This window comes from Gimesia alba, from assembly GCF_007744675.1.
GTDB lineage: Bacteria > Planctomycetota > Planctomycetia > Planctomycetales > Planctomycetaceae > Gimesia > Gimesia alba.
This window is the reverse complement of record NZ_CP036269.1, coordinates 6,969,723-6,982,466: the sequence shown is the minus strand read 5'-3', so window position 1 is coordinate 6,982,466 and position 12,744 is coordinate 6,969,723. Positions and strand designations below refer to the sequence as shown.

Annotated in this window: 11 protein-coding genes; 2 read left to right on the top strand and 9 right to left on the bottom strand. The window is 50.5% G+C overall.

The features are described 5' to 3' along the window. The first annotated feature begins 104 nt into the window (after positions 1-104). Entirely contained in the window at positions 105-650 is a 546-nt protein-coding gene (locus Pan241w_RS26025; RefSeq protein ID WP_145221720.1) for a hypothetical protein, read from the top strand. Between the two features lie 47 nt (positions 651-697). On the opposite strand, the gene Pan241w_RS29985 is transcribed toward Pan241w_RS26025, so the two are convergent. The 3 genes from Pan241w_RS29985 to Pan241w_RS26010 form a co-directional block, all read right to left on the bottom strand. Then, positions 698-958 carry a DUF6678 family protein gene (locus Pan241w_RS29985; protein ID WP_315940516.1) on the bottom strand — a complete coding sequence of 87 codons (261 nt, stop codon included), beginning with the start codon at positions 956-958 and terminating at the stop codon, positions 698-700. Between the two features lie 89 nt (positions 959-1,047). After that, positions 1,048-1,827 (bottom strand): tetratricopeptide repeat protein, encoded by a 780-nt coding sequence (locus tag Pan241w_RS26015; RefSeq protein ID WP_145221717.1) that lies wholly within the window; start codon positions 1,825-1,827, stop codon positions 1,048-1,050. A 225-nt stretch (positions 1,828-2,052) separates the two neighbouring features. Continuing rightward, positions 2,053-2,295: a hypothetical protein gene (locus Pan241w_RS26010; RefSeq protein WP_145221714.1), complete on the bottom strand. Its 243-nt coding sequence runs from the start codon at positions 2,293-2,295 to the stop codon at positions 2,053-2,055. A 576-nt stretch (positions 2,296-2,871) separates the two neighbouring features. On the opposite strand from Pan241w_RS26010, the gene Pan241w_RS26005 reads away from it, so the two are divergent. Next, positions 2,872-3,303, top strand: a complete 432-nt coding sequence (locus tag Pan241w_RS26005) for a sugar-binding transcriptional regulator (RefSeq protein ID WP_145221712.1) — start codon at positions 2,872-2,874, stop codon at positions 3,301-3,303. Between the two features lie 152 nt (positions 3,304-3,455). On the opposite strand, the gene Pan241w_RS26000 is transcribed toward Pan241w_RS26005, so the two are convergent. The 6 genes from Pan241w_RS26000 to Pan241w_RS25975 all read right to left on the bottom strand — a co-directional run bounded on the left by Pan241w_RS26000 (position 3,456) and on the right by Pan241w_RS25975 (position 12,744). Then, a complete protein-coding gene (locus Pan241w_RS26000; protein ID WP_145221709.1) occupies positions 3,456-4,787 on the bottom strand; it encodes a hypothetical protein in 1,332 nt (443 codons plus the stop codon). Beyond that, positions 4,784-5,365, bottom strand: a complete 582-nt coding sequence (locus Pan241w_RS25995; RefSeq protein ID WP_145221706.1) for a hypothetical protein — start codon at positions 5,363-5,365, stop codon at positions 4,784-4,786. Before Pan241w_RS25995 ends, Pan241w_RS26000 begins: the two co-directional genes overlap by 4 nt. A 170-nt stretch (positions 5,366-5,535) precedes the next feature. Then, a complete protein-coding gene (locus Pan241w_RS25990) occupies positions 5,536-7,248 on the bottom strand; it encodes an ankyrin repeat domain-containing protein (RefSeq protein WP_145221703.1) in 1,713 nt (570 codons plus the stop codon). 90 nt (positions 7,249-7,338) lie between these two features. Beyond that, positions 7,339-8,154, bottom strand: a complete 816-nt coding sequence (locus Pan241w_RS25985; protein WP_145221700.1) for a glycerophosphodiester phosphodiesterase — start codon at positions 8,152-8,154, stop codon at positions 7,339-7,341. A 365-nt stretch (positions 8,155-8,519) separates the two neighbouring features. After that, entirely contained in the window at positions 8,520-9,974 is a 1,455-nt protein-coding gene (locus Pan241w_RS25980; protein ID WP_232107279.1) for a DUF1501 domain-containing protein, read from the bottom strand. A gap of 37 nt (positions 9,975-10,011) precedes the next feature. Continuing rightward, positions 10,012-12,744: a PSD1 and planctomycete cytochrome C domain-containing protein gene (locus tag Pan241w_RS25975; RefSeq protein WP_198000161.1), complete on the bottom strand. Its 2,733-nt coding sequence runs from the start codon at positions 12,742-12,744 to the stop codon at positions 10,012-10,014.

Here is a 12,744-nt window from a genome sequence, read left to right as displayed (position 1 = left end):
ATGCCTGTCGGGTGCTGTGAATTCAGAAACTTACTATTATAAAGCTCGATTAACTTGCCAACGGAAATGATCCCTCCCCTCCACGAATTCAGGAGTTTTTAACGATGTCAAAATGGACGATTGTCTTATTCTTTGTTGCTTGTGCTGCGCTCTCCTGGGGGAACTACGTGCCTCTGGTCCATATTGCCGCTCAAAAACTGCATAGTAACCTGCGGGCGTTCCTGTTTGTGGGAGTCGCTTACTTCCTGGTCGCCGTTCTGATTCCCGGCTTCTTCATCTTTGTGTTGGACAAAGACCCAACTGTGCGCGGCGTACCTAATTTTAATACCGGCCCGATCATGTGGGGCATCCTCGCCGGAACGGCCGGAGCCTTGGGGGCGTTGTTTGTCATTTTCGCTGTCACGACAGGTGGAAAAGGAGCCGCGATCTACGTCGCTCCTCTCGTATTTGCAGGTGCTCCGATTGTAAATACCATCGCTACAATCACCCTTTATCACCCTGCGAAAACAATGCCTGATCTCCGCTTCTTCCTGGGACTGGTCCTGGCCGCCGCCGGCGCTGCGATGGTCATGATCTATAAACCCGTCGACAAACCGGCCCCCATGACACCACCGGCGGCGGAAGCACCAGCCACCGATTCAACGTCGTAATTACATCACAGGCAATCTTTTCGATCGGTGTGGCTGGGTCAACCGGGTTAGAGATATTCAACAGGCTGACCTGCGGTGACATAACCATATATGCGAAATCCATGTTCCCATTGCTCACCGGGAACATGGATTTTTTTCAATGCCGCCAGCACGATCGCAGCCTCTGCTGCATTCTCGGTTTTGATTTCCACCCATTCAATATCCGCATAGCCTCCCTCAGAAAAATGGTAAACCCATTCCCTGTCCCAGTCAGAGATATAACCATTCTCCAGACAGCGCGTCCGCCATCTTGGACAAAAGTTCTTGATCTAATACATGGCCATTTGCAATTCACGCCACTTCGTATCATTCATCACGGGCTGCATTGTCGTTCTTTCACGCTTGTAGCTGATTGAGCTTAACCCCAGTCGCTCGGCATCTCTTCTCTATCAATGCTCTTTGTCCATTGATCTAAACGGTCTTTACCCGACCCCCAGAACTGTGAGCAGAGCGCGAGATATTTGAGCACAGCATCCTTTTCGCCTTTCTGCAGGAGCTCTTTCGCCAGGTTCATATCGGGACCGAAAGAATTCAGGTTTGGAGAGCCGGAAGATTCAGCTGCTTTGAGCAAACGCTGCTTGGCTGTCTCCACGTCCCCGGTTGCAAGTGCCAGCTTTCCGAGAGTGATATTTCCGTGGTGAATATGATTTTCACAATTCCATTCGGAGTCGCTCTGGCTCAGCATGAGTTCAGCATATGTCTTGGCTTTCTCCGTGTTTTCCGCGATCAAGGCCGCTTTTGCAAGTTGCTCAAGGAGTGCGGCTTGATCCAGACCTGTCGAATGATTGTATGCATTTTCCAATTCTTCCAGCGCTTTTATCGCTTCACTGTGTTTGTCCTTAACAGTCTTTGTGTTCGTATTCAGCGAATACAATTCGCCAAGCGCCGCAGACCATTTGGGATTTTCCTGATCAAGAGATTGTGCCTTGATGAGTGCTTCGTTTGCCAGATCCGGATCCGACAGCATGAAATACTTTGCCGCGTTCTCAAGTACGCTCAGATTCTCGGGATTGTTTTCCAGTTGATCGATCCAGACTTCTTTCCCTGCTGTATAGGCATCTGCATTCACCTTGGCATAGAGCAGACCGAACGGAGTTGCCAGAATATCACATTCGGGGGCATTCTGTATCAACCACAAAATGTTTTGCAGATTTGCTTTCAGCGCAGCGGGATCTTGAAGTTGTTTTTGAAAGTAATAACCCAGAAGCTAGATGCGCGAGTTCACATCGCTGGGATTCTGCTCCAACTCTTTTTCGAGTGACGCAGCTTCTGCTGCTGTCAGTCTGCTCCCCTCCATTGCCAGAATTCGATTTCTCACCGCTTTCACCCTCTCGATCGAATTATTTCAGTGGCAACAGTCTGCTTACGATTGTGACTTACGACTCAGTAGGGTCACAGCAGAATAAGCTACGATGGCAGCACCGCTGGCGGAGAGCGCAATCGCAATGAACAGCGACAGCCAGTAACCGGCAGAATCCAGAAAGGCATTTCGAATGATCGGGCTGATGAGAAAGCCAAATAGTAAGCCAATAAATAGACCCAGTTTTTGCTCTTTCAACAGCACCTGATAAGCCTTGGCAGGTTTCTCTTCGTTATCATTTGACATCACAAACCCCTTTCACCTCAGACAGTCATACCGTATTTTATATCTGCTATTCATATTAGCACGTGAGTCATGGTTGTCCAAACTAATTCAAGTAAACGGGCTAACTGATGCCGCGGTTCAATCAATTTGAGTAAATCGTTCAGACTGGCTTGTCGCAAAGTGGTTGAAAATGAAATTCGCTTGACGCGTGTGTGACTCATAGAAACCCCGTCTGCTCCCTGAAATTCAGGAGTATTTCTTCCTGTTGACACAGCGATCCCCTTTTTTAGCATGCGGAGATAACGTCGCGCGCGTGAGAGCGAGTACTTTTTTGCTGAACCAATCTGTCGGGTGTTGATATTCGCACTAGAAAAGTCTCTTGTTTCACACCCCTTTCTTTGACTCCCGCAGCACCACTTCGCGCTGTGTACTATCGCATCGTTCCACTTCACAGGCACTTCATTGTCGCTTTTCTGAACATCACGAAGTGTTCTCGGACTATCATAAGCGCATCGTCTCTTGACCTCATCACGCCGAACAGCATGATATGGCAAGCTGGAACAATAAAGCCGAAATTGATTCAAAGGACGAAAACGCATGACAGAAAACAAACGCAAAACAAGAACATACCTTTCAAAAGAGGATCGGGAACACGTCGTGCGACTGGTCAAAAAAATGCTGGGCATGGGTAAGTACTCGTCTGACATTAAACGGGCCGTCGCAGAGGAATTCCAACTTTCCCGCCGATCGGTCGAGCGTTACCTGAAACGGGCTCGCGAGGAAATGGTGTATCGCATGCAGGTGGAGCCCGACGTTCACCGCGCTGAGTCTTACTATTTTTACCGCAGTGTGATCAACAATCCCAACGTCCATCCCCGCGAACAACTCCGTGCCCGCGAACGCATGGATAAGTTGCTGGGATTGGAAATTCCCGTGGTCGTTCAGGCTGACTCTGACCTGTCTCCCGCCAAACTCAAGGCCATGAGCGACGAAGAATTCGACGCACTCTATGAAAAACGCATGAAATAAACCAAGCCAGATTCTATCAATCGCCACCAGTGGCACAATCTGAAAATCCAACAGCAGGTAGAGGGAAATTTCTACCATGAAAACACACGAAACGACACGAATGAGTATGGGAGCTCAGGACGGGAATTTATCTCTTGTAGACGGCATGGAGTTCAATCGAGATTCAAAATATCGATTTCATACTTGAGCTCGGGCATCCGCTTGAGCGTGGCGGTTGAAAGGCCCTGCTCGTCGGGGCCGGTGATCAAGGCATCGTAGTTCAACATCAGATCAAAGAGCCCGTGATACTCGAAACAGTTGTTGACAATCTCAAACAGGTTTTCCTGCTCAAGTGGAATTTCCAGATCTCGGACCTCGGATTCAAATTGGATTCCATCGGCATCTACTTCCAGTTTTTCATCGCACATGCCATATTCGTCGTAATGAAAAAAGCGGACGGTTTGATTCTGATTGCTGACCTCAAAGAAAAAGCCGCCGGTCTCGTTCATTTCGACAATCTCTTGAACCAGTTCTAATGTGTTCTGAGTGTCTGGATACGAAATAAGATAAGTACGTTCAATTCCCTTAAGCATCAGTGTTAAAAGAAACCGTTCTGGCAAAGGGATCGGCTCTCCTGCAATATCCCCCCAGGCAGCATCTAATTCGTTTTCTCTTTGTTCCACTGTATCAGGCCAGAGTGTCTCCAGTGAAAATCCCAGAGCGAATTGAATGTGTTCGTCAATCGCAGCGTAAGCATACTCACCCTCCAGTGAAGTAATTCCGTGCCAGAGTTGGGGCTGGTCCGAACTGAACGGTTTTTGCGAGCGAACCAACTCCGGTTCTTCCTCCCCTGCTGATTTCCACTCTTCCAGGTTTTCAAAAACGCGCGGTTTTTCCTTTTCGGGAAACCGGCAGGGAATATTGGGATCGGGGACAAAGACCGCCACTTGCCCTCGCGGAAATGCGCCCTCCCAGCCACAGGGATAACCGCCCGCCTGATAGATGGGAAACAGCGTTTCGTGCCGGAACGATTTGTCCTTGCCGAAAAGGGCCCTGCATTTACAGACCATATACAGGTCATCGGCAATGATATCGGACTCATCCTTAGTCAGGATTCCTTTGAGCTGGTCATTCACCAGGATAAAGAACTGCTTCCAGAGCTGATCGAACTGGGAAGTCAGAGAACTATCTAGCTCCTCAATATTTTTAAATTTTTCGGTTGTATCTCCGTAATTCATCATTTTACCGATGTCATTACGTAAAAGGTCGTCCCAGTCCGCGCGTTTGATATACGGTTCGTAATTATCCATGCAATCATTCAATGATTTCCGATACAGGTCGATCTCTTCGAATGTATGAATCTGCTTAATCTTGTAACCGGATGTTTCTGCAAGCTGCTGGTCGAAGGGAATCGACAGGAGCTTCCCCGACTGCACGAAGGCAATCACTTCCTGCACGTCTTCATTGTGCGGACCGAAGTTGAGTTGATCGAGTGGGGTTGTCATGAGTGTTCCTGTATATTTTCAGCCTGTTGACGACGAGCTTCGGCTCTTCTTTGTTTTCTTAATGCGTATTTTTGATCTCGCTTTTCTTTTTCCTTCTGTTTTTTCTGCCGATTTCTATTTGCTTCGTTCCATGCAAAAACGGATATGCATGTAAAGCAACAGTAAAGTCCCATCAATATACAGAGGGAATTGATGTAATATGTGAAAGGGGGTACCACGATCTGCCCTTCGTGTTTGTATGTTATCCTGTAAGGCGCCTGTTCAAGCAAAAGACCTGTTTCTCTGACAGGGCTGCCCAGGTTTAAATCAAAAATCAGAGGGATGACGCCAATCGTAACTCCAATGAACAGAAAAGTCAGTATTGCGAATAGACTGAGGCCGGAAATGTTTCGTTCTGGCTTTGAATATTTATTCAACTGCCCAGCGTTACACACAATCGTCAAGAGAAAACCGATGATAATAAACTTCATGACATGTTCGGGAGAGCAAATAAATAGGTCTGCAACCAACCCTGTTGCATATAAAGAAAAAACGAGGATACAAATTAATTTTGTCGAAAAACTGGCTCCGCTCATCATTCGATTCACCAATGACTAAGAATAGACAATGTAACTGGAACATTATCAGTCTGCTTACGACTGATAATGGAACTCTTTATAAGAACGCAATACTTTCGGCCAGAGATTGAAATAGTTTATTGGATTTTCGAATTCGATTTCTGTTTTAACTTAGGTGATCTTAAAGGTTTTCATTCAAACTTCTTCGCTGCCTGGTTGACCAGCTTTTTGATTTTGGGATGAGTGTGATCCAGATTGGCATAAAACACAGCGTCAGCACCACTACTCTTGGACTTGTAGGGGTTCGCGCCTGCATTGAGTAAAGCTTGAACAGACTCAAGATGTGCGAGATCGATTGCCCAGACCAAGGGGGCTCCTCCCTGACCTGCATCCAGCATCAATGAGGCATTTGCTTCGGCCAGAATTTGGATCATTTCAGGATCATTCTTCCAGACTGCGACTCCTAACGGTCTTACCCAGGTTAAACCGTGTCCGAAGTAGTGTGGATCTTCCTCCATCAGATTATAAGGTCTGGGTTCCTCGGCATTCGGATCCTCCACGCCAAAGCGGAATGATGTAGATATGGCATCCAGATTCGCACCCGATTTGATCAGTAATTCTGCCAGCTTGTGATGACCACACATGACCGCCATTGCCAGCGGAGTGACCTGGCCGGCAAAAGGGAGCAGATCGCCCCGATGATTCACATTCACTCCCTCTTTGATCAGCTTCCTGACCTCTGTGATTTTATTCTGTCTTACCAGACCCAGCAGATCATCAATTCTGGTGTCGAGCACACCAGCCTCAGTGATTGCTGCTTTAAAGTCCAGGTAGCGTTGATGCTTATCGCCCCAGCGAGGCTCGCTGTAAAGCTTCATTAGTTTGGTACTACCACTTTCCGTTTCTGCCTGCAGATTGGCACCTGCTTCGATGAGCCGCATTGTTACGTTCGCTGAGTGAAGCAGTTTTTTCTTCTCTTTTTGGGAATCATATCGATGAGATTTTAAGAAACCCCCAAAATGAATCGCCTGACGTCCTTCCGCATCTCGCAAATTCAGGTCAGTGCCTGCCTCCAGTAAGAGATTGATGAACTGCATCTCTTCGCGATCCACGGCGTCCATTAAGCAGGTTTTTTTCAGATCGCCGGGCCGATTCGGGTCGGCGCCATGTTCGAGCAGGAGAGACATCATCTTAGGAGACTTCCTGAACAGGGCTGTCGCCAGGGGATGGGCTTCTTTTAGTATTGGATTTGGATTTGCTCCCGCACTTAATAATGCCTCAGCAATTTTCAATGCGTTGAGGTCTACAGCGAGTTCCAATGGAGTGCTGTCGCTCTTATATTCTGTTTTAAACTTGGCATTGACCGGCACTCCTTTTTTGATCAAGGCCCGCACTGTTTTTAGAGATTTTTCCTCGATCGCCTGTTTCAATTCTGGATCAATTTTGGGCAAGCTGCGGCCTGGTTTTCGGCTGGGATACAGTGTGTCTTCTACCAGTTGTTTTGCAGTCTCTGACTGGGTCCGTTCAAACAGATATTTCGCGACCTGTTTTTTCTTCGCCAGAAATGCTCTTTCGAGTGGCGTCTGATAGACCTCATCCAGTTCGTCCGGGTCGGCTCCCTGTTCAATCAGCAGCTTGACCATCGGCAGACTCCCCTGCTCGGCTGCACGATGCAGGTATTCGTTGTCTTCCAGACGTCCCCAATACGTATTCTGGAATTCCTCGAAGGTCATGCCGTCTTCGAACAGATTCTTCAACGCGCGCGTTTTATTTTTCTCAACCAGTTCAAACACATCGCCCCAGTCGATGGTATCCATCGGTTCGCCCGTAAAAGGATTGATTGCCTGAGGGCGTTTCTTTTTACTGGTTTGTTTTTTTCGTGGCGCCGATTTCTTTTTGGCCATGCTGATCTGTCCCGGTTGTATCTCGAATGCAAGTATGCGCAAAGAACGATTTCATGAGTCGATGGAGACGAAAATACTCTGACGATGAGTTTATTTCAACTTGAGCAACAAGCGGGGATCGTCGGTGTAGATGCGTTCGATGCCCTGATTGAGGAGTTGTTGCATCAACTTTGGATTGTTGACGGTCCAGGCGCCTGGTTCGAGGCCGGCGGCTTTGATTTTTTGAATCTTCTCCGGGGTGATGCCCTGATAGTTCAGGACGAGGGCTTCGAAGCCGCGTTGTTTGGCGATTTTAATGTCGGCGTCGATGTCGGTTTCGGCGCCCCGGTCCCAGAAGACGGGAATCGCGGGGGCCAGTTGTTTTACCTGCGTCATATAAGTCAGGTTGCCGTCATTGAAGCCGACCCAGGGTTCCATTTTGAGCTGTTTCACCAGTGCGACCGCTTCTTTGACGCAGTCGGCTTTGGGCTGGAGAGAGACGCGGGTGCGGTGTTGCCGTTTGACCAGTTTTAAAACGTCTTCCAGAAGCGGCATCTGTTGGGGCGGACATTCCGGTTTTGTTTTCTGGTGCCGTTTGCGGAAGTCGGACGCGACATCGACGGTTTTCAGTTCGGCGTAAGTCGAGTCTGCAATCGTCAAATTTTTGTCGCCGACCCGCTGGGTGGTTTTGTCGTGCGTGACAACGATCTTGCCGTCTTTGGTGAGAAAGATGTCGAGTTCGAGCCAGTCCGCGCCGACTGCGATGCCACTTTCAAAAGCGGGCAACGTGTTCTCGGGATACGCGCTGGAATTGCCGCGATGGGCGGTGACGCCGTTGTTGAGAAATGAAGTCGCTTTCTGGTCTTCAGTGGCAGTGAGTGAGTTGAGTAGCAGACAATAGGCAAGGATCAGAGTGAGCAGTTTCATCTGGGGAGCAATCTCTTGATACAGTGACGCGGGGATGATTTTTCAACGCTCATCATGACACAGAGCGAAACGAAAACCAAGCGGGTCTGACCGGTTCTCGTGAATGCGGGCACAACTTAAAGAGAATTTCATAAACCACGCACAGGAGGTGCCAGTTAGTGTCTCTTAGCTTGCATTAACCTGTTAAAAGTATGTGAACCGGGGCTAACGCCCTGCGGCTAATGAGTCTATTGTGCGGTCAAAGTTCCTGAAAATTGGGGGTGACAGAAAACATCGGCCACTGTTAATTCTTTCCAGCTAAACGTTGAAGGCGTCTGAATCACGATCACGCATAGAACGATACAATAACACTACCTGGTTCAGAATCAGGCGATGATATCGTGCACGACGCGGGTTGGGAACTGATGCGTCAGGCGTTCTCCCAGGCCGTTGCGTTCGTAAACCAGCTTTTCGTGATCCATGCCGAGCAGGTGCAGGATGGTCGCGTGCCAGTCCTGAATGCTGACGCGATTCTCGACCGACGCGTAGCCGACTTCATCGGTGTTGCCGTAGACGAGGCCCCGTTTGACGCCGCCACCAGCCATCCAGGCTGAGAAACCATAGGGGCCATGATCACGTCCCGCGACGTTCATCTTGGCTGCGGAGGTGATCTGTGCGGTCGGCAGCCGACCGAATTCACCGCCCCAGAGGACCAGAGTATTATCCAGTAAACCGCGCTGACGAAGATCTTTCAGCAGACCGGCAATTGGAAGATCGGTCTGCCCGCAGGCGGTGCGAAGTGATTTATTGATATTGGAATGATTGTCCCAGATCTGGCCGCGGGTGTAGAGCTGCACGAAGCGGACGCCGTTTTCAACCAGGCGGCGGGCTAATAGACAACGGCGGCCGAAGCTGTCAGTCTCTTTCTCATCAATGCCGTACATCGCCAGCGTTTCCGGTGTCTCCTGTGAAATATCGAGTGTCTCGGTGGCTTCGAGCTGCATGTTGGCCGCCATCTCGTAGTTTTGGATACGGGCTTCGAGTTCCATCTGGCCGGGGCGCTGTTTCTGATGCAGTCGGTCGAGCTGTTTGAGCAAGTCCTGTTTGGTGCGGGCGACCTGATCGACGCTCGCATAATCGGGGGCCAGATTCAGCAGCGGCGAGCCGGTGGCTTTCATGCGGGTTCCCTGATACAGGGGCGAAAGATAGCCGGACATCCAGTTATCCACGTTGTTCGTCGGCAGGCGGTTACTGGGGTCGGCCAGTACAACATACGCGGGCAGGTTCTGATTTTCATTGCCCAGTCCATAAGTAATCCAGGAGCCGAATACCGGATGGCCGGGGAACGTCTGACCGGACTGCATTTTATAAATGGCGGGCTCGTGATTAGGGTGCACATTATACATCGAACGGACGATGGTCATCTCGTCGACTTCCTGTGCGAGATGCGGCAGTGCGTCAGAAACCCAAGCTCCCGCTTTTCCATGCTGCTTGAATTCAAACGGACTCTGCATCAACTTGCCGGTCCGGTCTTTTTCGAAAACCGCATTGCCCGTCAATTCGCGGGGCGCGGTTTTTCCATGAAACTTTTTCAGAGCCGGCTTGGGATCAAACAGATCGACCTGACTCGGGCCCCCCTGCATACAGAGATGAATCACCGATGTCGCACGCGGCGTGAAATGCGGGCGTTTGGGCGCCAGGTTTTCGGGAATGGGGGCCGGGTGAAACGGTTGCTTTTCGGCGGCTCGTAAAGCTTGCTGGCCAATGAGCGACGTTAACGCCACGCCGTATAGTCCGTCGGTCATGCGGTCGAAAAAACTGCGACGCGAGATTTCAGACATCAGCGAATTGTGTGATGGTAAAACAGGCATGGTTGTTTCAATCGATGTAAAGAAATTCGGCGGAGTTCAATAAAACGTGGCAATATTCGGTGAGGCCGTCGGGGGCGGCTTTGTCTTTCTGCTCCCCCTTCTCAGCAGGCTGCTCCAGCAGTTTGAGCGAGCTTAATGCCAGCTCCGTCTCTCCAGGGGAAGGGCTGCGTTGAAAAGCCAGCTGATAGGCGGTTTCAATCTGTTTTTCCGGATTGTTACCCGCTTGTTCCCGCACCTGTTTGGCAAACAGGTCGGCGAGGTCATGCACGAGTTTGTTATTCACCAGCAATAAAGGCTGTGAGACCACGGTCGAATTTTGACGCACCGTGCAATTCGGGTTCATCTGCGGCAGATCGAAGACTTCCAGGAACGTGGGCATTTCCTTACGACGATGGCGGACATACACACTCCGTCGCCAACCCTGCTCGCTTCGCTTCGATGTGACGAGGCCATCCGGTCGCACTTCCACAGCGGCGGGTGTTCCGAATCGGGTTTCATCGAGCTGACCGGCGGTGAAGATCAACGAATCGCGGAGTTCTTCTGCTTCCAGCCGACGCAGGGGCATTCGAGAGAGAAGCCGGTTTTCGGGGTCGGACTTCTGGTGTTCCGGAGTGATCGCAGACGACTGCCGATAGGCTTGTGACGTCATGATCAGGCGGTGTAGTTTTTTAAAGTGCCAGCCCTGTTTTACAAAATCGACAGACAGCCAGTCGAGCAGTTCCGGATGACTGGGCGGCGTTCCCAACGCACCAAAGTTATCCAGACTTTTGACAATGCCGGTGCCGAAATGTTTTTTCCAGACCCGATTCACGATCACGCGCGAGGTCAGTGGATGATCGGGCTGCGTCAGCCAGCGGGCAAAAGCCAGGCGGCGGCCCGTTTTTTCGGTTGTCTGTTTGATCGGTTCGACATGGTATGGTGAAATGCCGTCGGCAATCGCAGACGGCGGCCCCGGTTCCACGAGTCGCGTCGGCTGGTTTTCATCGCCCCGGCGATAGATGTAGGTCGGTGAAGGACGGCCGCGATCCCATAAGGCGCGGATCATCTCGGGTGTTTTTAACTTGCCTTTTAATGCTTTCAGTTGCTTATCGAGCTTTTTCTTTTCTGTCTTCTCAATTTTTTTGGCTTTGAGTTTGGCTTCAACGTCGGCAATCTCTTTTTCGATCGGCGCGTTAAACTCGTCGATGGCCCGTTGTTCTTCTTCGGGAATGATCGTCAACAAACGACTGCGAGCCCGCTTCCACTGATTGCTGAACGGTTGCGGCGTCATCCAGTCGTATTCATCATAGGCCCCTTTGAAGATGGCCATCACACGGTAATAATCGCGTTGCGGAATCGGATCGTATTTGTGACTGTGGCAACGAGCACAGTTCATGGTTAAGCCGAATACACTGCGGAAGAGGACATCGATTTCGTCTGAGATGACTTCCATCCGATCGGAAACACGGTTCACCGGATTGGCCGAAGTCCCATCCGGGGCCATGCGAAGGAAGCCGGTCGCAACCAGTTTTTCGATCACTTCCGGTGTAGCACTGTTCGGAGCGGCATAGTCAACGAGTTCATCGCCCGCCAGTTGTTCGGTGAGAAACTCATCGTAGGGTTTATCCTCGTCGAACGAGCGGATCACATAATCGCGATAACGGTATGCGTATTTGCGAATCAGATCAGCACTGCGTTTGCCTTCGGAGTCGGCATAGCCGGCCAGATCCAGCCAGAACCGACCCCACTTCTCGGCGTAGCGGGGAGATTCGAGGAGTCGGTCAATCAATGTTTCATAGGCATGGTCACTCTTATCGGCAAGGAACGCGCTGACTTCTTCCGGTGTCGGCGGCAGTCCTGTTAACGCGAACGTGGCGCGGCGGATGAGCGTGCGTTTGTCTGCTTCGGGAGAATACGAGAGGTTCTGTGCTTCCAGTTTTCGGAGCAGAAAGGCATCGATCGGATTTTTGACGAGCTCCGCATGCTGCACCGTGGGGGGCGTCGCCTGTTGCGGCGGTTGGAAAGACCAGAACTGACGGTCTTCTTTGGAAACCAGCGGGTCCTGGGCCAGGTTGATTTCCGCGGATTCGTTGACTTCGTTGAGCCCCTCTGCAATCCAGCTTTTGAGAGTGGTCAGCTCTTCGGCTGTCATCGGTTCAATGCCGGCACGGCTGATTTCCGCTTTGGGAGGACAGGTCTTTTCGACAATGTATTTGATCAGCAGACTTTCGTCCGGTTTACCCTTAATGACGGCTGCCCCGGCTTTGCCTCCCGCCAGCATATTGGCTTTCGATCGAACGTCGAGGCCCCCCTCCTGGTATTCGGGACCGTGACACATGGCACAGCGACGATACAGAATCGGCAGCACATCATGTTGTGAAAGGGCAGCCGTAGTTGTTGATTGTGGTTTCTCTTTGAAGTGTAAACCGGATTGAATCCACTGATGAATGGTTTTCAGTTCCTGTTTTGATAACGGCGGCGAACCTTCGGGAGGCATCGCACCATCGTGCAGGTATTCATACAGCAGACTTTCGTCCGGCTTGCCTGCGACCAGTCCTGCGCCCGACTCGCCCCCTTTCAGGAGACCGGCGGTTGAACTCAAATCGAACTCGGCTTTGCGATTTTTCTCACTATGACATTTCACACAATGTTTTTGAAAAATCGGCTGGACTGCGTCTTCATAAATGATATGTGAAGACGGCGAAGATTTCGCGGGTGCCTCGGCTGAGAATACGATTGACGGTACATTGAGAAAGACCAT